Origin of the sequence: Sphingobacterium sp. NGMCC 1.201703, from assembly GCF_047784615.1 — a bacterium.
Taxonomy (GTDB): domain Bacteria; phylum Bacteroidota; class Bacteroidia; order Sphingobacteriales; family Sphingobacteriaceae; genus Sphingobacterium.
Genome location: NZ_JBLOHD010000005.1, coordinates 483,272 through 505,837, shown reverse-complemented (window position 1 = coordinate 505,837; position 22,566 = coordinate 483,272). Strand labels below are relative to the sequence as shown.

The window sequence follows — 22,566 nt, the reverse complement described above, 5'->3', positions numbered from 1 at the left end:
ATATAGGAGAGATTTTAAATAAGTGTTTTTTGTTGACTGTTAGCTTACATATCTTTTCTTTACCTTTGTTTAAGAGGTTGATTCCGATTTCTCTTCTTTAAGCGGTTGAGAATTGTATGGATACTTTGGAAGGATCCGATCAAGCAAGAAACAAGAAAGATGGTTTTTTGGCGATTGTCGATTTATATCTCCCGGACGATCGAATTTACATAATTTTTAGCGGTGACCGAATTGTATATTATATGGATCTTAAGGTATAAATACTCGGTTTTTCATAAGTAATTAACAGAGTGTAATACATTCAGAAAATAATAAAATGAGAAAGAAACTGATTGTGGTGATGGCCTTGGGGGTATTTGCTGCTGCCTGTAATTCGAAGAAAGAAAACGGTGTCCCAGTGGTTAACCTGGAGGCGCTCAGTGCAATTCCTTTGGATCATTCCATCGATACGCTAGCTAAGGGGACAGCGTTTATTGATGTAACATTACCAGCTAATGCGCGAATCGATGAATTGTCGCAACAGGAACTAGGCCTATTAAAGGCTGCCGCCTATCGTTTCTATCGTCATGTATCTTTAGAAGACAATCAGTATAAGGTAGATATCAAAGACCCGAAGTCCCTGCATATAGCCGATCAGGTTGTTACGGCCTATGAGCAAGCAATTACAAATACTAATCATTTTGCCGATTCAATGGCTAAGGCGGGACAGGCGATCCAGCTGCCTGTCGTTAATGCAGAATATCTAAATAATTTGTTGAAATAGCGATCTCAATGAAGAGATTAAATTTATCGTGCAAGGGTATGGTAATGTAATATATGCAAAAACGGTATGTCCAGACTTTTGGACATACCGTTTCTTCTTTAATTATTCGTGTCCCCGGCTATTTTTTCAAATATTCTTTACCAGGGAAGTATCTTTACTTTTTGGACGGGCCTCGTTTGCCTAACTCGCGATCTAGAAAACTACCTTTTATAGTGACAATATCTCAATGATACGAAGCAGATCTTCGTTAAGTTTTACGTTATGTTTAATAGCGCTCTTGAAAGGAGTAAATCTAACGTCACTACAGATCAGCCCGGCCATTTCACCTCTACGGCCCGCAACAAGCGCTTCTACTGCCGCAACGCCAAGTCTGCTTGCCAATACACGGTCCATACATGTAGGGCTACCACCACGTTGAATGTGACCTAAAATAGAAAGGCGTACATCATAGTGCGGGAAATTTTCTTTTATTTTTTCCGAAACGACCATTCCACCTTCTTTATCACCTTCAGCAACGATGATAATACGTGAGGATTTATTCTTACGGCTCTTATCCAGCCTTTTCATGATTGCATCGTAATCAACCTCAAACTCAGGAACCAATACCGCTTCAGCACCGGTACTTATTCCTGAACGGATGGCGATCAAACCCGAATCACGTCCCATGACCTCGATAACAAAAACCCTATCATGGGATTCTGCAGTGTCACGGATCTTATCTACTGCCTGAATAACAGTATTTATTGCTGTATCATAACCAATGGTAAAATCAGTCCCGGCCAAATCATTGTCGATCGTGCCCGGTAGACCGATGATTGGAAAGTCAAACTCATCGATGAATTTTGATGCGCCTGTAAAAGTTCCGTCACCACCGATGACAACCATCGCATCAATTTCATGGCTACGTAAATTATCATAAGCTTGTTTACGGCCTTCTATGGTCTTGAAAGCCTCACTGCGCGCAGTTTTTAGGATTGTGCCACCACGCTGTATGATATTGGCCACGGATTTGGCATCCATTGGGAAAATTTCTCCATTTACCAAACCATCATAGCCCCTGCGTACACCAAATACCTCAAGATTGTTAAAGATACCCGCTCTCACGACAGCGCGAATACCGGCATTCATTCCTGGAGCATCTCCTCCAGATGTCAAAACAGCAATTTTTTTAATGTTACTCATACGTACTCAAACTTAGCTATTTTTACCTTTATATACAATTATATTTCTGTTATAAAAAGTTCGGAATTGCTTAAATGCAATTAAATAATAGCCTTCTGTTGTACAATTAATCTAAGCGAGCAGCAAACTTCATGTAAACTTCACAATAGTAATAACCAGTGTCTTGTTATCGAGCAAGCTTATTTCTTAGCTTTAAAAGCATCAATTCCGCTTTGTAAAAATGCCTTGTATTGTTCAATATTATAGTTTGCACCTGTTTGGGGTACTAATACCTTTCCAGAGGCATCCACGATTACATATAAAGGCTGTGAATTGCTATTGAAGGTCGATGCCTGAAAATCACTGTTTTTATTGCCGATCGTTTTAATTTTCTTGCCGCTATATTTGGAAATGAACTGTTCGTTGGCGGGTAATTCTGTTTTATCATCAACGAAGAGTTCCGCCATAACAAATTCTTCTTTTAACAATTTGGCTACGCCCGGATCAGTCCATACATTTGCTTCCATCTCTCGGCAATTGACACAATTCCATCCCGTAAAATCGATTAATACAGGCTTGTTTAGTTCTTTTGCCGTTTCCAGAGCCTGATCATAATCGTAGTATGGATCAAACCCTTTTGGGGTACCGCGCTCATGGAAGATTTCTGCATATTTTTTCACTTTACCGTCGCTGTGTGCTAGTGTGCTTGCCACTCCAGCCGAAAGGTCAAAGTCCTGTGTTGCAGAAGGCGGTAAGAAAGCTGAAATGGATTTCAATGGTGCGCCCCATAGACCAGGAACCATATAGACAACAAAAGAGAATACAATGACTGCCAATAGCGTTCTCGGTACAGAAAGGAATTTCAGTTCACTATCATGCGAAAACTTGATCTTCCCAATAAGATATAAGCCCATCAGACCAAATATGGCAATCCACAAGGAAAGGAATACTTCACGATCCAACCAATTCCAGTGATAAGCTAAGTCTACGTTGGACAAAAACTTTAAAGCCAAAGCAAGCTCTAAAAATCCAAGAACCACTTTTACCGAATTGAGCCATCCACCCGATTTCGGCAACGACTTTAACATCGAAGGAAACATAGCGAAAAGACCAAAAGGAATCGCCAAAGCAATGGAAAAACCCAGCATACCGATGGCCGGACCTAAACGCTCGCCTTTTGACGCGGCTTCAACGAGCAGCGTGCCAATAATTGGTCCTGTGCAGGAAAAGGATACCAGTGAAAGGCTGAAAGCCATAAAGAAGAGACCGACCAGGCCTCCTTTATCTGATTTGGCATCCATCTTATTGACAAAAGAGCTTGGTAGCGTGATTTCGAAAGCCCCAAAAAAAGATGCCGCAAAGACAACGAGTAATAGAAAAAATAAGAAATTAAATATGCCATTCGTCGATAATGCATTCAGCGCATCCGAACCAAACGCAATTGTGATAATCATCCCCAAAGCCACGTATATCACAATAATAAAAAGGCCATAGAGTAGTGCTTTGCTAATGCCGCTTGCACGGGTGCCCGACTGTTTGGTGAAGTAGCTTACAGTCAGGGGCAGCATCGGGAAGATACAGGGCATCAAAAGTGCAGCAAAACCACCGATTAATCCAGCAATAAAAATACTCCAAAGCGATTTTTTTCCTGTATCTGAATCCGTAGAAGAAACAGTTGTTGTTGCTTTGTCCAATTTGCTGCTATCCTGACTCAGCGTTGTATCCGGAGCCTCTGAAAAAGCCAGGTCGTCCGGTACAGCTTCCACTGCTGGTGTGGTGTCAGGTGAAGATTCAAATTGAAGCCCCTCTGTACTTGTTAGACTATCTTGTTGGAAAGCAAAAGTCGCTGTTGTAAGCGAAAGGCTGAAGAAAGCAACTAAGAGTAGAATAAATGTGTTTTTTAACATGCGTATCTGTTTCTGATGTCAGCTTCAAAAATAAAAAAAGGCGATGAGAATCGCCTTATTATTTTATCCGTGTATGATCATTTTTACTATTTGATTGTCACAGCAAAAGCATATTCGTCAGGAGGTAGACATTGTGATGCATCACAAGCTTGCCATTCAACGGTACCTTTTACGGTTGCTGTACCTTTATTCAACTTTACTTTTTGTTGAAAGATCACTTCATTTGTAAAGTAACCAACGTCCATTTTAAACACTTCTTCGTGTTTAACTTTTGCTTTTGGCTCAGCTGTTTTACCAACTAATGCGTAGTCGGCAGCTTTTGCAAAATTAAAGGATGTTGGAATAGGTCCACCGTCTTTTACATTTTGAGAATAAATGTGCCAACCGTTTTGGATGGTTCCTTTCACATAGACAACCGCCTCTTTGCTGTTAAGTTTCTTGCTGGCTACAGTCCATTTTACAGGTTTGTGAATCTGAGCAAAAGCTCCTGTAACTGCAAAAATCACTGCAGTTATTAACAATACTAATTTTTTCATTTTCCTAAATAATTATTGCAGTTCGTTATACACCTTTGATACTTATGATTGGTAAAGGTTTAATTTCTCTACGTTACAAATTTAACATATTCCAAAATGGATTATCTGAATTTAGTGTAAAGATTAGGATATAAGGTGGCTTATCTCTTTGATTTCGAATTGTTGCAGTTTGTCTTCAATAAGTACTTGGAGCCGGCCATCAATCCCCACTGCTTGGATGATCCCCTGCTTTTCCTCTCCTGCGACTAAAAAAGGACGCTCCTGACCTTTCCAAAAGAGTAGCTCGTTATAATAGGCCAGTAGCTGTGACCAGGATTGGCTAAAGAGATTATTGTATTCCTGTTGGATACTTTTAAAAAGTTCGATGGCTAGGTCTTTTATGACATAATTCGTTTTTCCAGTAAGGACAGCTAGTGAGGTGATTGTTGTTGTTGTGTCAAAATTGATTTGATTAATGTTAATACCAATTCCGACAATCGACGATTCAATACTATTGCCCTTTAATTTATTTTCAATTAGGATACCTGCTATTTTTTTGTTGCCGGCATAAATATCATTGGGCCATTTTACAGCAACATCCTGCTCAGTTTTGCATTGAAGCCACTTAGCTACCGCGATTGCAATGGTTGCTGAGAGTGCAAATTGTTGGGCAATTGGCAAGAAATACGGCTTTAAAAGAATGGATGTGGTCAGATTTTTACCAGGTTCGCTGACCCATACGTTTCCACGCTGCCCTTTTCCCTGAAACTGTTCTTCTGCTAAAATGGCAGTGCCTTCTGCGAGTGGCGTGAAATTTGACATTAATTCTCGTAAATAATCATTTGTAGAGGCAACTTTGTCAAGATATATTGTATTTTGACCAATGATAAGTCCCGAAATATTATTATTTTGCAAACTGAAAGTATTAAATAAATATTAAGTCAAAACTATCATATTTTTTAATGAGTAAAAATAAAAGTTCAGAATTGTCGCAACGTCTATCAGAAATTATCGTTCACGGTATGCAGGAAAAGAAAGCAAACGAGATTGTTCGCTTGGATTTAAGAGATCTTCACAGTTCTGTTTCTGATTATTTTGTGATTTGTCATGCCGACTCCAACATTCAGGTAAACGCAATTGCCAAAAGTGTTGAGGAGGAAGTCTATAAGGCTTTTGGTCAAGAACCCCAATATAAAGAAGGACAATCAAATGGAGAATGGTTGATTTTGGATTTTGTGGATGTGGTTGTACATATCTTTAAGACCGAAAAAAGAGCACATTATGGTATCGAAGATCTGTGGGGTGATGCACAGATTCAACATTTCCAGAGTGCTTAATACTAAGCCTCAATACATTAATTTATACAGAAAATATAATTATACGATATAATGAAAAAAATCCCAAGTAGTAAGGTAAGCCCAAAACCGCCAAAATTCAATTTTGTGTGGCTAATGATTGCCATGTTTTTAGGTTTTTTTGCCTTGCAATATGTTTTTGGAGAAAACCCGGCTAAGGAAATTAGCTATAGTGATTTTGAAACACGCATGTTAAAGACCGGCGCTGTTGAGCGTCTGGAAGCATATAAGAAAAATGATCTTGTTGAGGTCGAAGTCTATCTAAAAAAAGGCTGGAAAGACAATCCCGCTTTTAAAGACGTAGCCAAGAGTAATGATCCCCTTCCAAGCCTTGCAGGTCAGGAGGAAACAGGTCCACAGTATATCTTTAAAGATGCCTCAGCAGAGGTTCTGGAGAAAAAGTTAGCGGCATCGCAGGCCGAACTGGCTCCGGGAACACCTAAGGTACAATTAAAGTATGCCGATCGCTCTAATCCTTGGGCGAGCTGGTTTGTGACATTTATGTTGCCATTGTTGGTATTGGCAGCGATCTGGATTTTCTTGATGCGCCGCATGGGCGGTGGAGCTGGAGGTGGCGGCGGAGCTATATTTAATATTGGCAAATCCAAAGCTCAGTTATTCGATAAAGAATCACAAATCAATATCACCTTTAATGATGTAGCAGGTTTAGAGGAAGCAAAACAAGAGGTAATGGAAATTGTGGATTTCTTGAAAAACCCACGCAAATACACGAATCTAGGGGGTAAAATTCCTAAAGGAGCATTGCTTGTAGGTCCTCCGGGAACAGGTAAAACCTTGTTGGCAAAAGCTGTTGCTGGTGAAGCACAGGTGCCTTTCTTCTCCCTGTCTGGTTCAGATTTCGTTGAGATGTTTGTCGGTGTTGGTGCCTCGCGTGTGCGTGACTTGTTCAAACAAGCCAAGGAAAAAGCTCCGTGTATTATTTTTATTGATGAGATTGATGCAATCGGTCGTGCCCGTGGTAAAAACTCCATGATGGGTGGCAACGATGAACGCGAAAATACATTGAACCAATTATTGGTGGAAATGGATGGTTTTGGTACGGATTCAGGTGTTATTATTTTAGCTGCAACAAACCGTATTGATGTGTTGGATAGTGCATTGTTGCGTCCAGGACGTTTCGACCGTCAGATTTCTATTGATAAACCAGATTTGATCGGTCGTGAGCATATTTTTAAAGTGCACTTAAAACCGTTAAAGTTATCCGCGGAGGTAGATGCCAAAAAGTTATCTGCACAGACGCCAGGTTTTGCGGGAGCAGAGATCGCCAACGTTTGTAATGAAGCTGCATTGATTGCCGCACGTAAAAACAAACCTGAGATAGATATGCAAGATTTTCAGGACGCCGTGGATCGTGTAATCGGTGGTCTTGAGAAGAAAAATAAAATCATTTCTCCCGAGGAGAAACGTATCGTTGCTTACCACGAAGCGGGGCACGCTATCGCTGGCTGGTATTTGGAACATGCGGATCCTTTGGTGAAAGTTTCTATTGTTCCACGCGGAGTTGCGGCTTTGGGATATGCGCAATATCTCCCTCGTGAACAGTTCTTATATACGACTGAGCAGCTGATCGACAGTTTGTGTATGACCATGGGTGGACGTGTCGCTGAAGATATTACTTTCGGAAGAATTTCTACAGGTGCTCAAAATGACTTGGAACGTATCACGCAACTTTCTTATGCAATGATTGCTATTTATGGTATGAACGATAAGGTCGGAAATGTGTCTTTCCGTGACAGCTCAGAAGCTTCTTTTCAAAAACCATACTCTGACAAAACGGCAGAATTGATTGATGCCGAAGTTCGTAATCTGATTACAGATGTCTATGCACGTACAAAACAACTTTTGTTGGATAAACGTGAAGGCCTAATCAAGATTGCAGAGAAGCTGTTGGAAAAAGAAATTCTTTTCCAATCTGATCTTGAAGAAATTCTGGGGAAACGTCCTTTCGAGACCAAAACAACCTACGACGAGTTTGTTAATGGCGCCGACGGTGGCGGTGTTCCCCAGACTGATTTACCATTGGATGTTCACCCTGATGAGGCGACCTCCAAAGATGAACAACGGTTGGATAATTCGTCTAATAGTTTGAACTAATTTAGATTTTGCAGCGCTAGAATAACTCTAGCGCTGTATTTATATTGCTATTGAGCCATGAATGTGAAGAACGCGACAGCGAAGGAGGTAATGTTAAAACGGATACGCCAAGCATTACTTCAAAAAAATGATAATCCCCACCCTAATTTCAAAGAAACAGCCCTTTACAAAGAAGAGGATGAACTGGTGGATCTTGTTTTTGTCCGTGAACTAACAGCTGCCGGTGGCAAGTTCCTTTATTGTGATGGTGAGATTGGCCTGATCGAGAATTTGATTGCTTTAACTGAGGTTAACAATATAAAAAATATCTATGCATGGGAGCAGGGTATCCAAAATCTCCTGAGCCCCTATGGTTTCCCCTTTTTCAAAACGGAAAAAGACTTTGAATCTGCGAATGCGAGTATTACCTCCTGTGAGGCATTGATCGCACGTAATGGGAGTATTATGGTCAGCAATGCCAATGCTTCCGGGCGCCGGTTGAGTATCTATCCTCCGATTCACATTGTTGTTGCTAAAGCTTCTCAGTTAGTTTGGGATGTGAAAGATGCTCTGACATACATCCAAAAGCGTTATGGACAGGAAATTCCAACTATGATCTCAACTATTACAGGTCCTTCACGAACCGCAGATATTGAGAAAAGATTGGTTCTGGGTGCTCATGGTCCCAAAGAACTTTATGTATTACTTTTAGAAGACCGATTCTAGGCATGCTGACTTTATATTTACAACAGTCCCCTGTAGCAAGTGCTATATTTTTCTTTACGCTCGTCACGAGTATCTATACTTTTTCACACGAACAGCTCTATGGCAAGTTGATGCTCCATCCATACAGTATCGCTCGTAAACAGCGGGTATATACAATATTGACCAGTGGTTTTATCCATAAAGACTGGGGGCACCTCTTGTTCAATATGATCACTTTTTATTATTTCGCTTTTCGATTGGAAATGATTTTGGCACAGGCCAGCCCATATGGACATCTCTTCTTTGCTGTCGTTTATTTTGGTAGTCTGGTGCTGAGTGACATTCCAACGATTGTTCAGCAAAAAAATAATTATGGCTATTACAGCTTAGGAGCGTCCGGTGCTATCTGTGCTGTATTATTTAGCTATATCCTCTTTGATCCAAGAACCAAAATAGGGGTTATGTTTATCATCGGTTTGCCGGCTTATTTATTTGCATTTTTGTTTTTGGGGTATTGTATTTGGGCCTCCAAAAAGGGGCAGGACGGAATTAACCATGATGCACATTTTTTTGGTGCATTATCCGGATTGATTTTGACTATCATCTGTTTCCCCTGGGTAATAAAACACTGCCTGGCACAGTTCTAAAATTTCCCACCCCAGGTCTCCCGATCCAGACTTCTGTACTGAATTGCTTCAGCGAGATGGTGGTTCTCGATTGTAGGGCTATTTTCCATATCCGCAATGGTGCGGGCAACTTTTAATATTCGGTCATAAGCCCTGGCGGAGAGGCTTAGCCGGTCAATGGCTGTCTTTAATAATTTCTTTTGAGGTTCGCCGATCTGACAGATCTCTCTGGTCAACTTGCTACTCATGTGCGCATTACAATGAACATTTGGGTGGGATTCAAATCGTTGTTTTTGAATCTCTCTCGTCTGGATGACACGATTTCGGACCGTCAAGCTGTTTTCCGAAGGGCGAGAGGCAGTCAGTTCGTCGAATTGTACAGGTGTTACTTCAACATGTAGGTCGATCCGATCTAATAATGGACCAGATATTTTACTTAAATAACGTTGAACAGTGTTGCTGCCGCAGATGCATTCCTTTTCGGGATGATTAAAATATCCGCAAGGGCAAGGGTTCATTGCGGCAACCAACATAAAGCTGGCCGGATAGTCTATCGTTAATTTTGCGCGAGATATGGTGATACTCCGCGATTCGAGCGGTTGTCGCATAACCTCAAGGACAGTTCGTTTAAATTCTGGAAGCTCATCCAGAAATAGTACGCCATGATGCGATAGTGAAATTTCTCCGGGTTGGGGATTAGAGCCTCCGCCTACCATGGCAACATCGGAAATGGTATGATGGGGAGCGCGAAAAGGCCGGACAGTTAATAAAGCCTCTTTCGCTTTGAGATTTCCCGAAACTGAGTGAATTTTGGTCGTTTCGAGTGATTCAGTCATATTGAGCGGAGGTAGAACTGTTGGTAATCTTTTTGCTAACATGGTCTTACCAGCACCTGGAGGTCCTATTAAAATGACATTGTGCCCTCCAGCAGCGGCTATTTCTAATGCTCTTTTGATATTTTCCTGTCCCCCAACATCTGCAAAATCAACGTCATACTTATTTGCTTCGGTCTGAAAAAAAGATTGGATATCAACGGTGGTTGGGGGGATCTTTTTCGAATTATTGAGAAATTGTACCACGTCTGTAAGATTTTCGACAGCAATTATATCGATACCGGTAACAATAGCGGCTTCCTGTGCATTTTGTTTGGGAAGTATGATCCCTTTAAAGCCATCCTTTAACGCCTGTAAGGCAATCGGTAACACGCCTCGGATAGGCTTTATACTGCCGTCTAGGGATAATTCGCCTAGGATCAGATAATAGTCGAGCAATTCCGTTGTGAGCTGCCCTGAGGAAGCAAGTATGCCGATGGCGATCGATAAATCGTAGCTGGAACCTTCCTTTCTGATGTCAGCCGGTGCCAAGTTGACTACAATTTTCTGCCGTGGCATGTGAAGTTGACAGGAAGTAATGGCACTTTCAATACGTCGGAGGCTCTCTTTGACAGCATTGTCAGGAAGTCCGACTATATAATAATGCAGGCCCGTAGAAACTACGACCTCAACTGTGATGGTACATGCCTCAATACCATAGACGGCGCTACAATAGGTTTTGTTCAACATATGTTTTATAATCGGTTGATTTAAAGATACTAAATATTAAATCATAAATAATAAAGCTTTAGTGAATTATTGTAAACCGATAGAAAATTGTTGGAAAATCACTATATTGTAATTATATAGATTCTAGTAAATAATGGATAAATGCGGTATTTGGCAAACGATTTGCTTTAATAATTGTATTATTATCGAAGACTAGATTCATCGTATAATAGAATTAGAACTTTAAAACGAAAAAGAAATGAATGACACAAGTAAAGTAGCTTTGGCGTTGTTGGCAGGTCTTGCTGCAGGTGCAGCTTTAGGAGTTTTATTTGCTCCGGACAAAGGATCAGATACAAGAGATAAGATCAATGATTCATTAAGCGATTTGAGTGATGCTATTCGTGAGAGAGCTGAAGAACAATTCGATCAATTGAATGAGTTTAAAGAAAAAATTGTCTCCACTCTAAAAGGTAAATTAAACCAGGGAGAGGAAATTGTAGACGATGACATCATCGAGCATGCATAAGAAGCAAATTGTCCCTCAGGACAGTTTTGGGAGATACATAGAATTATAGGCTATTTCAAAAGGCTGAATATAAATATTCTATAGAAGTTGGTATAGACTTTTGAGATAGCCTAAATAAAATTAAGATGCATGGAAGAAGAAAAATTTTCACTTAGTGGTACTTTTCAAAAAACAAAAGAGTACATAGATTCCCAGTTTAAGCTCGTTAAATTGAAAACAATCGAGCGATCATCGCGGTTGATCGCGAGTTTGGTGGTGGACGCGACTAAATTGATATTCACTTTGTTTGTTGTCTTTTTCCTGTGTTTGGCTTTGGGATTTTGGCTAGGTGAGCTATTGGGAAGTTATTCATTGGGATTCCTGGCGACAGCAGGCATTTTTATGGTTATTATCGTAATTATACGGATTTTCGAACCTGCATTGGAATCTAAGTTTATGGATCTTTCCATACGTCGCTTTTTGGCCAAGTGGAATGATGAGATCGAAGAAGAGGAAGAAGAGTTGAGAAAAAACGAAAAATTTGATAGAGAAGGGGCTACAAATGAATAATAAGCAGACAAAAATACGCAATTTACAGGAGCTTAAAACTGAAATCGCTCGTTTAAAGGAACTCAAAAACGAACAAGAGGCTTATTTGAAAACACAATTTACGTTGTTCAACAACAAGATCGAAGCCCCAATTCGATTTTTCAATTCTTTGAAAAACAATATTCCGGGAGTCAACCTTGTTCAGCAATTATTCGCAAAAAGCAGTAACCCAGATTCAGATTGGTTGACCAAAACCTTACGTATAGGTGTTCCTTTTGTGATGAATAAGCTCTTCTTGAAAAATTCAGGCGTATTAAAAAAGGCCTTGATGTTGCTATTATCTGAACGTGCCGTCGGCCAGATCAATCAGGATAAAATCAGTGGATTAATTGGTAAACTCAGTAATTTTATCCGTCCCAAAAAGAAGAAAAAGAAAAATTCACAAATTGAAGGGGAGGCTCCTCTAAAAGATGAAGTCAATGAATATGGAATTCCTTCCTATAGTGAAACCTATTAGGAAGTTGCTTCTTCTTTTTTCAAAAAATCTGCATAAGCTAATTTAATGCCTTCGCGAAGATTAATTTTGTGTTTCCATCCTAAAGCATGTAATTTGGATACATCCATCAATTTTCGTGGTGTTCCGTCAGGCTTGCTTGTGTCAAAAGAGATCTTCCCCTGATATCCGACCACCTCTTTAATGAGTTCAGCCAGGTCCTTTATACTCAAATCTTCACCGATGCCAATATTGACAAACTGTTTCTCATTATAGTTATTCATCAAAAATACGCAAGCATCGGCTAAATCATCTGAAAAAAGAAATTCCCTTAACGGTGTACCCGTCCCCCATATAGTTACTTCGTCCAGTTTATTGATCTTCGCTTCATGGAATCTACGGATTAGGGCCGGCAAAACATGTGAGTTTTGTGGATGATAATTATCATTGATGCCATACAGATTGGTTGGCATCACGGAAATATAATTGCAGCCATATTGATCGCGGAAAGCTTCGGTCATTTTAATGCCTGCAATCTTGGCGATGGCGTAGGGCTCATTTGTCGGTTCGAGGGTGCCTGTTAGCAATAGATCTTCGTTTAACGGTTGAGGAGCCATTTTCGGGTAGATGCAGCTTGAACCTAAAAACATCAACTTCTTAACTTCATTGTCGTAAGAGGATTTAATAACGTTATTCTGTATCGCCATATTTTCGTAGATGAAATCGGCGCGATAAGTATTGTTCGCCATAATTCCACCAACTTTAGCAGCAGCTAAGAAGACATAATCAGGTTTTTCCTCTTTGAAAAAGTCAGCAACTGCTTGTTGGTTACGTAGGTCTAATTCTTGGGACGTCCGGGTCACAATGTTATTATATCCAAGTTCTATTAATTTGCGATATATTGCCGATCCAACCATTCCTCGATGGCCTGCTACATAAATTTTAGCGTCTTTTTCCACGATAAGTTATTGATTCCTGCAAATATAAGGTTATTTTTGCGGGATATTAATAAAAAAATGGGAAAGGATAAACTACGTAAATTTGCAGAAGTAGCGACTTTTGAGAATGTCATCCAGCTCGATGCGGGCAAAGAATATAAAGGAAAATGGGCTGAGAAGCAATTTGGAAATACAAACCCGGTTGTTTTGGAATTGGCCTGTGGTAAAGGGGAATATACTGTTAATTTGGCGCGACTATTCCCGGAAAAGAACTTTATCGGTATTGATTTTAAAGGCAACCGTATCTGGCGGGGTGCAAAAACTGCCTTGGAAGATGGTATTAAAAATGTTGCTTTCTTGCGGATACAGATTGAAACGATTCTTGAGCATTTTGCCGAAAATGAAATTGATGAAATTTGGATTACCTTTCCGGATCCACAGCCGCAGGACAGCCGCGAAAAGAAACGTTTGACAGGTCCTAAATTTTTAGACCGCTATAAGATTGTCATGAAGCCAGAAGGTATGATGAATCTAAAGACAGATAACGACGGCTTCTACGCCTATACTCTTGAGCAAATAGAGTTACAGAACCTGAAGAAATATAAAGAGACAACAGATCTATATCGTTCGGACTTAGTCGACGATGTTTTATCAATCAAGACATACTATGAGAAAAAGTACCTGGCCGACGATAAGAATATCAATTATGTGAAATGGAGCTTTGAGCAACGCTAATATCGAAGTCTTCATTATAAAAACAGGGGCTCTCTACTACATTTGCTTGATGCAAATATGGCAGAGGGCCTCCTTTATTTCAGTTCGTCCAATCCTTTATTGATAATTTCGGCTCTTTTATAGCACTCTTGAGATCGGCTATGAAGAGCATTGAAAGAATTGAAAATGACCTCTCCATATTCATTGTAGTTATCCTGCAGGTCATTGACCTCAGCCAATACTTCTCTAAATTCCTCCTGATCGCGGTCCAGAGAAACAATATCAACCTGCGCCTCCGGGTAGTTACTGTAGATCTGGTGAATATCATTCCACAGCTCTTCATTGATCCAGCTTTCTTTTTCATAAATCATCTCGAAGTGAGCACTGAACCACTGGTGTTCTTTGGATACATCATCGTGGAGATCCTGGATGCGCTGATTGTGGTAAATTACCCCTTTATAGAAGTCTTCCAGGTCTATACTTATTTCCGTTCCTTCATCATGCTTATCAAATGGAAGCACCGAAGGGTCCTTGATCTTGAGAAATACTTCCAAGATGTCGAGATCCTGTTCGATAGGCAATAAGAGGTATTCAAGTTCGGCAATCTCAAAATCAATTTCTTCCAAAGCCTGGTTGTGCTGTTTGAGCTGCTGCAATATATCCCAGGTTAGATCGTGCATGAGAGAATGGGCTGCTAGCCCTTTCTTCTCAAAATCCAGCTGGGGCTTATCGAGATCAAATCGGAGGATGATCGGCCTTAGCGGATGTTCTTTGACAATCTCTTTCATCTTTATAATTTAAAGTTAATGAAGCTATCAGATTTTTCATTGCCGTTATTGGACTAAAAAATATGGATGCCTTCATAATTGTTCGGTTTTATTTACAGGATATTTTTGAAATAACCATCTTGAAATAACCATCATTTCCATTCCATGCTGGTCGCAGAATTTTATATCTTCCAGCATCAAGATAGGAAATGATGGTATTTTTTCCAAATGTGTCCGTCCTGTTCGTCGTCTGACACGTAGTGTTTAATTTTAATTACACTTCCATCACTGGAAGTTCATTGTTGTCCAAGAAAATGTTGCTTCCACAGCTATCGGTCCTATGATGTCTCAAGTGTGGAAGCCTGTAGAACCTATCAGAGGTGAATTACAGGACAAAACTGCTGGTAATGTCGCTGTAATTTGGTGTCGGATTGATTCCGATGTAAGATACCCTGAACTCATACTCCTTAAATGTATCGAGCCCTTCCACCACACAGGTACTTTTTGAGCTCAGCTGGGATGTCCATTCCTGTTCGCTCCCTTTCGGTCTAAACTGGTATTGATACATACGGGCGCCGGCCCAGACATCTGTTTTTAGGGTAATCCGTCCACTGCCTATCTGGCTGGGTTCGGCAATGGGGCGTTGTGCTTTTGGTACCAGCCCCGCATACGACGTACTCGTTTTTTTGATGTTGAATCCCGCTGCAAGTACGATCGTGTCATCATTGTTGGCAACGGTATCCACATATTTACCGAGCTCTTTGAGGATATAGACCAGTTCCTGTCTTTTTTGCTTACGGATCATAATTGCCCTGGTATCCCTGTAGGCCGCTTCGGTTGCCGAATTGCGGAATGCGACAAGGGCAGCCTCCAAAGCTGTCAATGCGGGTACCGGTGTCGGAAACAATGTTTTTTCGTTCGCCATCTTGGTTGCAATCTGTTCTGCAGTCTGCATCAACTGTACATCTGTTTGATCTTTTTCATTAATTGTTAATTGACTCATGATTTTAAATGTTAAAAGTTTAAAAAAATAATTATTGTGCTAGCAACGATACAAACATACGACAGGAAGGATGCCATGGAGGGGGTAAAATTCCGCCAAAATGCAAAAAGCAGAAAATTCTATTTGGCGGAATTTTACCCCTTATATTTATTGAGTTAGAATACTATTTTTCTTAAAATATCGGTTTAAAATGAATAGGTGCATTTTTTGAATCTTTTGTTTAGTCTGGATGACCTTAAGGGAAAAAGCAATTCCCCGTTGGGAAAAGTGAAATTACCCAGGAAATTTTTAGAATTCCTCAGGAGTAAGGCTAGCTTCCCAACGGGAAAACACTTTACTCTTCCGGACAAAGCAAATCTCCTTGACGGATGAGGTCGCAATGAGGAGGGAACAGTATAGTCCCTTCGGTAGTATTTGTGATCCCAACTGGATAAACACCGTTACCTTAAGGGAGAAGTAAATTTTATGAAGGTATTCTTGCGTCCCCCATAGCTTGGACAACGTAACCGGGAAGGGAAATTAAATTTGCTGAGGAAGTTCCTGCACCCCATGATGGGAAAAGTCTGCTCCCAGGAGGTTCGGGTAAATTTCCAGGGGCAATTGCTTTACTTTCCTATAAAAAAGTTTGTCGCGATGCTGTAAAAGTAAATTTCCCCGAGGATATTTTGGATGCCTGTATGGGAACGCTTTCTAATGCTCGTCCTTAAAGTTATATTTCGGTTCAGGTAGAGTAATATAAAGCTTTCTTTCCATTGCAGGTGTATGGCCAAAATAGCGGATATAGGTTTTAATAAAATATTTGACAGAAGAAAACTGTAGCTCAAAGGCAATCATGTCGACTGATAGATCCGATGTCCGGAGCATTTCCCGCCCCTTATGGATACGTATGGTCTGAATGGCTGAATTGACGGTCAGTCCATGATCTTTAAATATTCGGTAGAGTGTCCGTTCACTGGTGAGCAGCGCATCTGCTATACGTTGGATATTGATCTCCCCATTCCTAAAATTGGCGTAGATATACGCTTTTGCCCGATGTAAGAGCGAGATATCTTCTTGTTGTGCAGACTTCTGCTGTTCCAGCAGATCCCTGTGATAGATAGCTATCAAGCTGTTCGTATGAAACCCCAGTTTTGTATGTAGCGAATAGGGCGAGTATTTAATTTTTTGAATAAGCTCCAGTACTTTTCTAATGCGGTAGCCAATTTTTTCTGGTGGAAACACCTGGTGCGTCTGCTGGTTGTCTTTTTGCAGGGTATTCCATTCTAATACAAAATTGCCGGGATCTCCTATTTCAGTACCGATCAGTATCATGGTTACTTTACCGGCCTTTATTTGGTAGGTGATTTCCTCGCTGGTATTAAAATAACCCAGGTACTGCTGCGGGTTTAAGGTGGACCGGTCAATATCCCTGATGGATGAAGTTCCCTGGAACTGAAATGCAAGCCAAAATGTAGTCTGACTATTACTTATAGCAAAGCTCCAGTCCTCTTCAAAGCTTCCGCTTACTTCCAGAAATGTATGGGTTCCTATTTTTTTACTGGCTATGTATTGATTTTTGGTACAAAGAACTGGATCTTCAGATGCGAGGAAATTAAAGTAAAGCCCTTTGGGAGCGGTATGGCGCTGGGCTAAATGATATGGATACTTAAGGTCTATGCTCTTGTTTATCAGCATACTTTCCGGAAAATTGGTTAGTATCGTTAAGATACAAAAGTATTTTGGTTTAATCAACTGAGCTGTATACTAAGGTTATTTATTGGTTGTAGCTTCACACAAACAACCTTAATACTTTTATTCATTTCTTCGAATTCTGCCTTTATCGAAATCATGGATATGTTTTCTGATAAAGGTAGAAATCAGCTAAAAGTTCTGTGTGTTTTTGTTGCGATAAGTATTTTAAATAATTTCGATTTATTTCGTTTTTTAAGGAATATTAATTATTTTCGATACTATTATATTAAATAACCAAGGTGAAGGCTTGCATTTTTTTAAACCTAATGCGTGAAACTCCTATCCATAATGGATTCTTCTGCATTTTTATAATGATGTAAATCGGGCAAAATGTTTCTTAAAGGAAATTGTATTCGAAACAATTGTTAACAGAAAGAAAACATTAAGTTAAAACAAACTTTTTGTTAAGAATATACTTTTGTCCCAAATTGCAAATTAACAATTTACACTAATATCTATGTTTAGTATTAACCCTATCCAAATTAATCTAAGGCACTCATCCTCGAAAGTGCTATTTGCAGCGCTGATAGTTGCCTGCAATCTGGATGTAGCTGCGGCGGCTGTTCCAATGGAAAACAGTAGCGGAGCCACACACATTTTTAATCAGGGGAAGATTAGAATTAAAGGAAAAGTTGTAGATAGCAAGACACAGGAGCCCTTGGCATCGGTATCTATCCTTGCCGGTGGGGTAGCCAAGGGAACGACTGATCGAACAGGTCATTTTGAAATAGAGGTTGAAGCCGGTGCTTCGATCCGTTTCCAGTTGATAGGCTATGAAGGGCAAACGAAGACCTTTACAACAGCACAGTCAAATGCTCAAATCGCGTTAAATGTTACATCTGAGGCATTGAATGAGGTAGTTGTTACAGCGCTAGGTATTCAGCGTGAGGAGAAAGCACTTGGTTACTCCATTAGTACCGTGAAGGGGGAGGAATTGACCAATGCGATTTCAAATAACTGGACAGATGCGTTGACAGGTAAGGTGGCTGGATTAAATTTGGTGAAATCGGGTGCTGGGCCATTGGGCTCGAATAAAGTTATCCTGCGTGGGGAAACATCCATGACGGGTGACAATGATGCGCTTATTATTGTGGATGGGATTATCATGGGAGGTGGGACTAAAATAACAGGGAACGGGAATTCGGCCTATTTGGATGGTGATTCACCCGTAGATTTTGGCTCTTCTTTGGCTGATATTAATCCTGAAGATATTGAGTCAGTTTCTGTTCTTAAGGGGCCTGGGGCTGCGGCATTATATGGGTATAGAGGGTCTCGTGGTGCAGTCATTATTACCACCAAAAAAGGGAAGAGTATACAAAATAGAATAGGGGTTACTGTCAATTCAAATACTGCAATCGGTACCATTAATCGGTGGCCTGATTATCAGTATGAATATGGGCAAGGTGCTATAGGACAGGACTTGTACTACTCCTATGGTCAATCGGAAGATGGTGCAAGTACGTTGAGCACCTCATCTGCTTGGGGACCTAAATTTGATGGTCAATACTATTACCAATATGATCCCGCTAATTATAGACAAACACCTGCCGAACGTACACTTTGGCGACCTTATGAAAACAATCGCAAGGACTTATTTCAGACGGAGCTGACTTCGACAAATTCCATCAGTGTTTCCGGATCCACAGATAAGACGACAGCGCGCTTTTCTTATACCAATGTAACCAATAAGTGGATTATTCCCAATATGGGCTATAATAGGCACACAATTGCAACGCAATTTAGCAGTAAGATCACCGATAAATTGACCTTATCCACAAAAATTAATTTTAATAATAGAGGTTCTGACAATTTGCCAAACAGTGGCTACAATAACCAGAGCTACATGTACTTCGTTCGGGGGATTGTTCCGAATATAGATGCGGCTTGGTTGGATCAGAATTGGCTTCCGGGCAAGGAGGGCATTGAGCAAATGACACCATTTTCCAATTTACTGGATAATCCGAGAACGATTTCTTATGATATGGTCAATGCACAGAATAAAAATAACCTGATTGGAAATGTGCAGTTAGATTATAAGTTTACCAATGAACTAAGTTTGATGCTCCGTACAGGGATTGATATGGGGTATGACAAACGTAAGCAGTCAAGACCTTTTGATACTTATAAATACGCGTTTGGTTACTATCGTGAACAATCTATTTATGCCGAGGAACGAAATTCAGATTTTTTATTACAATACAATAACCAACGTTCGGAAAACCATCGTTTTGGTGTTTCAGCGGGGGGAGCCTTATTAAACAACAAATATATTAAAGATGATGCATCAGCAAATAGTCTGATTTATCCGAATCAGTATAAGTTTGCAAATGCCAGAGAAAGGGTGCTATATGATCCGTATAGAGCGGAGTACGCTATTCATAGTGTCTATGGTTTGGCAAATTATAGTTATAAAGAAAGATATTTTATTGACGTTACGGGTCGCGTAGACTGGGCAAGTACATTGGCTTCACCTAAAAGAAATGAAGTTAAGCCTTTCTTTTATCCATCGGTTAATACAAGCTTTATCCTAAGTCAAATCTTTGAATTGCCGAAATCAATCAACTATTGGAAATTACGGGCCTCTGTTGCTGGAGTAGGAGGGGGAGGAACCAAACCCTTTAATAACTTTTATGGATATAGCAGTGTGATCGGATTTAACGGTGGATTATCTAATCCTTCGACAGTTCCTGACGAAAATTTGCAAGCCGAAAATACTTTGTCTTATGAATTAGGGACAGACTTTCGGATGTTTAAAGACCGAATAAAATTGGATTTGACTGTATACAGTACATTGATGGATAAGCAGTTAATCGAAACACCTGTAGATCCTTCCAGTGGTTATAGACGAAAGTTCACCAATGGTGGAGAAGTTAAAACTCAGGGAATTGAGATTGCTTTATCGGGAGATATCTTGAAAAGCCAAGATAAGTTAAACTGGAATATGTATGGGAATTTTACCCATTATGATTCGGAAGTCGTTTCTATACCGGCTTCGCTTGAAGGGAGGCTTATTCTTTCTACATTGTTTGGTAGCCGTGGTACTATAGAGGCTATACCAGGGCGTAGATTTGGTGATATCTGGGGATTAGGTTATGAAAGAAATCCCGATGGAAAGATTATCTATGCTGATGGTATACCTGTATTGGCACAGGAGAGCCGTTATATTGGTAACCCTAATCCGACCACGAAATTTGGTTGGGGCAATGAATTCAAGTACAAAGGTTTTCGCTTTAATTTCCTATTTGACGGACAGTTTGGCGGAGTAGGTTATTCGTTAACGCATGCTGTTCTGATGGAAGAGGGAAAATTAAAGAAGACTCTTCCGGGGCGTTATACCGGTATTATTGGCGATGGCGTTGTGCTGAATCCAGATGGAAGTTATAGCAAAAATACGGTCGTTGCAACAGCTGGAGATTATTATGCAAGACATTTTAATCGTGACAATCTTGAATCAAATACGTTTTCTACTGATTTTATCAAACTTCGGGAGGTTAGATTGGATTATTCATTGCCGAAATCTTTTTTAAGCCGTTACAAAATTGAAAAGGCATCTATCGGGCTATATGGACGCGATCTTTTTGTATTTACTAAATGGCCAGCTTTTGATCCAGAATTTGCTTCTTTGACCGGTAGTGGAATTGAGAAAGGAGCTGAAATTGCTCAGTTTCCTTCGACGCGAACAATGGGTGTTAATCTATCATTTTCATTTTAATTATTGACGCTATGAAAAAATATATCCGTATAACATTTTTACTCATTCTCGGGAGTATAGTATTCCAGAGTTGTACTAAAGATTTTGTAGAAAAGAATACCGATCCTAATAAAGTTTCTGCGGTAGCACCGCAAAGCTTGATTGCACCGGCTTTAGTAAATGTGTTGAGTACTAATCTATCTCGTAATTTAAGAATCAATAACGAATTGATGCAGGTTACAGTCACAATAAATGATAATCTGGAAATTCAGCGCTATGAGATTAGGCCATCAGAATCGGAGTCTAGCTGGTCTGGCTGGTATGTGCAACTGACGAATATTAGAGATATATATCAGAGAGCTAATGACGCAAAACAGGTCGGTTATCAGACTTATATGGGCATTTCCTTGGTCATGGATGCATGGGTAAGTTCGCTGATCACGGACATGTATGGTGATGTGCCGTATTTCGATAGTAATAAAGGTTTTTCCGATGGTAATCTCACCCCCAAATTTGATAAACAGGAGGATATCTATAAGGATATTTTCCGAAAACTGGAGGAAGCGAATGCTTTATTGAAAGAAAATGTCTTGGTAGAGTCGGCCAATAATGCGATGGATCCAATTTATAATTCAGATCCGGCAAAATGGCGGAAATTTGGTAACTCTCTGTATTTAAGATTATTATTGCGGGTTGCACATAAAACAGAAACGAATGCTGTTGCCAAGATTAAGGAAATATTGGAGACTAATGCTGCCGAGTATCCGATTATGCAAAGTAATGCTGAAACAGCCGCATTGTATTATACCAATGTACAGCCTTATATGAATCCCAATTATAATGTGCGCGATATTGATTTTAATGGTACTAGGGGGTATTCTGAATTTTTTATTAATAATTTGATGGACCTGGGCGATCCTCGTTTGAAGCTTTGGGCTACGGAGGCTACTCTAGGTGTCTATGGGGGTATGCAGTCTGGTTATGCTCGCGGAAATGTTCCTGAGCGTCAATCTACACTCCTCGCAGCACTAAAGTCAGATGCGCACATGGGAAATATCATGAATTATGCTGAATTGCAATTTATCATAGCGGAATGTGCCCTGCGGAAATATGTTGAGCTTGATGCTTCTGAAGCATATACAAAGGGAATCAATGGAGCGATGGAATATTGGGGAACTACTGTTCCACAGGGCTATTTGGCAAATCCAAAAGTGATCTTTTCGGCTGAGGATTCCGAAACTCAAAAGCTAAAAAAGGTGCATCTGCAAAAGTATTTTGCAATGATGTATACGGATTTCCAACAGTGGTATGAGTATCGTCGAACACAGTTGCTGGATCTGTACAAAGGGCCAGGTTTATTAAACAATGGAAAGATGCCCGTCAGATTAAATTACCCAATTATTGTCCAATCGCTTAATAGGGAAAATTACCAAGATGCGGTCAGTCGCATGGGCGGAGATGGAATAAATGAAAAAATGTGGTGGCAACCTACAATCAACTAGTTC

At 40.2% G+C, this 22,566-nt stretch carries 20 protein-coding genes; 11 read left to right on the top strand and 9 right to left on the bottom strand.

Annotation, left to right across the window (positions count from 1 at the left end):
• Positions 1-316 precede the first annotated feature (316 nt).
• Positions 317-763, top strand: a complete 447-nt coding sequence (locus ACK8HY_RS13050; RefSeq protein ID WP_416133839.1) for a hypothetical protein — start codon at positions 317-319, stop codon at positions 761-763.
• A 207-nt stretch (positions 764-970) separates the two neighbouring features.
• Here ACK8HY_RS13050 and pfkA read toward each other — a convergent pair whose 3' ends face one another.
• The 4 genes from pfkA to ACK8HY_RS13030 all read right to left on the bottom strand — a co-directional run bounded on the left by pfkA (position 971) and on the right by ACK8HY_RS13030 (position 5,261).
• Positions 971-1,945, bottom strand: coding sequence for a 6-phosphofructokinase (gene pfkA, locus ACK8HY_RS13045; protein ID WP_077437262.1), 975 nt, complete (start codon positions 1,943-1,945; stop codon positions 971-973).
• A gap of 179 nt (positions 1,946-2,124) precedes the next feature.
• Positions 2,125-3,831, bottom strand: coding sequence for a protein-disulfide reductase DsbD family protein (locus ACK8HY_RS13040; RefSeq protein WP_416133838.1), 1,707 nt, complete (start codon positions 3,829-3,831; stop codon positions 2,125-2,127).
• An 86-nt stretch (positions 3,832-3,917) separates the two neighbouring features.
• On the bottom strand, positions 3,918-4,367 hold the full coding sequence (locus tag ACK8HY_RS13035; RefSeq protein ID WP_077437260.1) for a protein-disulfide reductase DsbD domain-containing protein: 450 nt from the start codon (positions 4,365-4,367) through the stop codon (positions 3,918-3,920).
• A gap of 123 nt (positions 4,368-4,490) precedes the next feature.
• The gene (locus tag ACK8HY_RS13030) at positions 4,491-5,261 is read right to left on the bottom strand and encodes a biotin--[acetyl-CoA-carboxylase] ligase (protein WP_416133837.1); all 771 of its coding nucleotides are present in this window, start codon (positions 5,259-5,261) and stop codon (positions 4,491-4,493) included.
• Positions 5,262-5,308: 47 nt separating this feature from the next.
• On the opposite strand from ACK8HY_RS13030, the gene rsfS reads away from it, so the two are divergent.
• The 4 genes from rsfS to ACK8HY_RS13010 are packed head-to-tail and all read left to right on the top strand — an operon-like array spanning position 5,309 to position 9,147.
• Positions 5,309-5,683: a ribosome silencing factor gene (rsfS, locus tag ACK8HY_RS13025; RefSeq protein ID WP_077437259.1), complete on the top strand. Its 375-nt coding sequence runs from the start codon at positions 5,309-5,311 to the stop codon at positions 5,681-5,683.
• 51 nt (positions 5,684-5,734) lie between these two features.
• Complete coding sequence (gene ftsH / locus ACK8HY_RS13020; protein ID WP_416133836.1) at positions 5,735-7,816, top strand: ATP-dependent zinc metalloprotease FtsH; 2,082 nt, start codon at positions 5,735-5,737, stop codon at positions 7,814-7,816.
• A 57-nt stretch (positions 7,817-7,873) separates the two neighbouring features.
• Positions 7,874-8,521 (top strand): LutC/YkgG family protein, encoded by a 648-nt coding sequence (locus ACK8HY_RS13015; protein ID WP_416133835.1) that lies wholly within the window; start codon positions 7,874-7,876, stop codon positions 8,519-8,521.
• Positions 8,522-8,523: 2 nt separating this feature from the next.
• Positions 8,524-9,147, top strand: a complete 624-nt coding sequence (locus ACK8HY_RS13010; RefSeq protein WP_416133834.1) for a rhomboid family intramembrane serine protease — start codon at positions 8,524-8,526, stop codon at positions 9,145-9,147.
• Here the strand turns inward: ACK8HY_RS13010 and ACK8HY_RS13005 are convergent.
• Positions 9,144-10,688, bottom strand: a complete 1,545-nt coding sequence (locus ACK8HY_RS13005) for a YifB family Mg chelatase-like AAA ATPase (RefSeq protein WP_077437255.1) — start codon at positions 10,686-10,688, stop codon at positions 9,144-9,146. The genes ACK8HY_RS13010 and ACK8HY_RS13005 overlap by 4 nt on opposite strands.
• A gap of 238 nt (positions 10,689-10,926) precedes the next feature.
• On the opposite strand from ACK8HY_RS13005, the gene ACK8HY_RS13000 reads away from it, so the two are divergent.
• From ACK8HY_RS13000 to ACK8HY_RS12990, 3 genes are all read left to right on the top strand, one after another.
• Complete coding sequence (locus ACK8HY_RS13000; RefSeq protein ID WP_077437254.1) at positions 10,927-11,196, top strand: YtxH domain-containing protein; 270 nt, start codon at positions 10,927-10,929, stop codon at positions 11,194-11,196.
• 129 nt (positions 11,197-11,325) lie between these two features.
• Positions 11,326-11,745 (top strand): hypothetical protein, encoded by a 420-nt coding sequence (locus ACK8HY_RS12995; RefSeq protein ID WP_077437253.1) that lies wholly within the window; start codon positions 11,326-11,328, stop codon positions 11,743-11,745.
• Positions 11,738-12,241, top strand: coding sequence for a hypothetical protein (locus ACK8HY_RS12990; RefSeq protein ID WP_343562433.1), 504 nt, complete (start codon positions 11,738-11,740; stop codon positions 12,239-12,241). Before ACK8HY_RS12995 ends, ACK8HY_RS12990 begins: the two co-directional genes overlap by 8 nt.
• Here ACK8HY_RS12990 and fcl read toward each other — a convergent pair.
• The gene (gene fcl, locus ACK8HY_RS12985) at positions 12,238-13,176 is read right to left on the bottom strand and encodes a GDP-L-fucose synthase (RefSeq protein ID WP_416133833.1); all 939 of its coding nucleotides are present in this window, start codon (positions 13,174-13,176) and stop codon (positions 12,238-12,240) included. The two genes, ACK8HY_RS12990 and fcl, sit on opposite strands and share 4 nt — an antisense overlap.
• Positions 13,177-13,233: 57 nt before the next feature.
• Between fcl and trmB the strand changes: the two genes are divergently transcribed.
• On the top strand, positions 13,234-13,890 hold the full coding sequence (gene trmB / locus ACK8HY_RS12980) for a tRNA (guanosine(46)-N7)-methyltransferase TrmB (protein ID WP_416133832.1): 657 nt from the start codon (positions 13,234-13,236) through the stop codon (positions 13,888-13,890).
• A 74-nt stretch (positions 13,891-13,964) separates the two neighbouring features.
• Here the strand turns inward: trmB and ACK8HY_RS12975 are convergent, their stop codons facing one another.
• From ACK8HY_RS12975 to ACK8HY_RS12965, 3 genes are all read right to left on the bottom strand, one after another.
• A complete protein-coding gene (locus ACK8HY_RS12975) occupies positions 13,965-14,657 on the bottom strand; it encodes a hypothetical protein (protein ID WP_416133831.1) in 693 nt (230 codons plus the stop codon).
• A gap of 364 nt (positions 14,658-15,021) precedes the next feature.
• Entirely contained in the window at positions 15,022-15,639 is a 618-nt protein-coding gene (locus ACK8HY_RS12970) for a fibronectin type III domain-containing protein (protein ID WP_416133830.1), read from the bottom strand.
• 690 nt (positions 15,640-16,329) lie between these two features.
• A complete protein-coding gene (locus ACK8HY_RS12965; RefSeq protein WP_416133829.1) occupies positions 16,330-17,313 on the bottom strand; it encodes a helix-turn-helix domain-containing protein in 984 nt (327 codons plus the stop codon).
• Between the two features lie 514 nt (positions 17,314-17,827).
• Between ACK8HY_RS12965 and ACK8HY_RS12960 the strand changes: the two genes are divergently transcribed.
• Positions 17,828-21,082, top strand: a complete 3,255-nt coding sequence (locus tag ACK8HY_RS12960; protein ID WP_416133828.1) for a SusC/RagA family TonB-linked outer membrane protein — start codon at positions 17,828-17,830, stop codon at positions 21,080-21,082.
• An 11-nt stretch (positions 21,083-21,093) separates the two neighbouring features.
• Complete coding sequence (locus tag ACK8HY_RS12955) at positions 21,094-22,563, top strand: SusD/RagB family nutrient-binding outer membrane lipoprotein (protein WP_416133827.1); 1,470 nt, start codon at positions 21,094-21,096, stop codon at positions 22,561-22,563.
• Positions 22,564-22,566: the final 3 nt, after the last annotated feature.

What these genes read in the sequence shown, in the direction of transcription:
- ACK8HY_RS12990 (WP_343562433.1), top strand. Translation starts at nt 11,738, where the DNA reads ATGAATAATAAGCAGACAAAAATACGCAATTTACAGGAGCTTAAAACT.
- ACK8HY_RS12995 (WP_077437253.1), top strand. Translation starts at nt 11,326, where the DNA reads ATGGAAGAAGAAAAATTTTCACTTAGTGGTACTTTTCAAAAAACAAAA.
- pfkA (WP_077437262.1), bottom strand. Translation starts at nt 1,945, where the DNA reads ATGAGTAACATTAAAAAAATTGCTGTTTTGACATCTGGAGGAGATGCT.
- ACK8HY_RS13035 (WP_077437260.1), bottom strand. Translation starts at nt 4,367, where the DNA reads ATGAAAAAATTAGTATTGTTAATAACTGCAGTGATTTTTGCAGTTACA.
- ACK8HY_RS13050 (WP_416133839.1), top strand. Translation starts at nt 317, where the DNA reads ATGAGAAAGAAACTGATTGTGGTGATGGCCTTGGGGGTATTTGCTGCT.
- ACK8HY_RS12965 (WP_416133829.1), bottom strand. Translation starts at nt 17,313, where the DNA reads ATGCTGATAAACAAGAGCATAGACCTTAAGTATCCATATCATTTAGCC.
- ACK8HY_RS12975 (WP_416133831.1), bottom strand. Translation starts at nt 14,657, where the DNA reads ATGAAAGAGATTGTCAAAGAACATCCGCTAAGGCCGATCATCCTCCGA.
- rsfS (WP_077437259.1), top strand. Translation starts at nt 5,309, where the DNA reads ATGAGTAAAAATAAAAGTTCAGAATTGTCGCAACGTCTATCAGAAATT.
- ACK8HY_RS12970 (WP_416133830.1), bottom strand. Translation starts at nt 15,639, where the DNA reads ATGAGTCAATTAACAATTAATGAAAAAGATCAAACAGATGTACAGTTG.
- ACK8HY_RS13000 (WP_077437254.1), top strand. Translation starts at nt 10,927, where the DNA reads ATGAATGACACAAGTAAAGTAGCTTTGGCGTTGTTGGCAGGTCTTGCT.
- ACK8HY_RS12960 (WP_416133828.1), top strand. Translation starts at nt 17,828, where the DNA reads ATGTTTAGTATTAACCCTATCCAAATTAATCTAAGGCACTCATCCTCG.
- ACK8HY_RS13010 (WP_416133834.1), top strand. Translation starts at nt 8,524, where the DNA reads ATGCTGACTTTATATTTACAACAGTCCCCTGTAGCAAGTGCTATATTT.
- ftsH (WP_416133836.1), top strand. Translation starts at nt 5,735, where the DNA reads ATGAAAAAAATCCCAAGTAGTAAGGTAAGCCCAAAACCGCCAAAATTC.
- trmB (WP_416133832.1), top strand. Translation starts at nt 13,234, where the DNA reads ATGGGAAAGGATAAACTACGTAAATTTGCAGAAGTAGCGACTTTTGAG.
- ACK8HY_RS13015 (WP_416133835.1), top strand. Translation starts at nt 7,874, where the DNA reads ATGAATGTGAAGAACGCGACAGCGAAGGAGGTAATGTTAAAACGGATA.
- ACK8HY_RS13005 (WP_077437255.1), bottom strand. Translation starts at nt 10,688, where the DNA reads ATGTTGAACAAAACCTATTGTAGCGCCGTCTATGGTATTGAGGCATGT.
- ACK8HY_RS13040 (WP_416133838.1), bottom strand. Translation starts at nt 3,831, where the DNA reads ATGTTAAAAAACACATTTATTCTACTCTTAGTTGCTTTCTTCAGCCTT.
- ACK8HY_RS12955 (WP_416133827.1), top strand. Translation starts at nt 21,094, where the DNA reads ATGAAAAAATATATCCGTATAACATTTTTACTCATTCTCGGGAGTATA.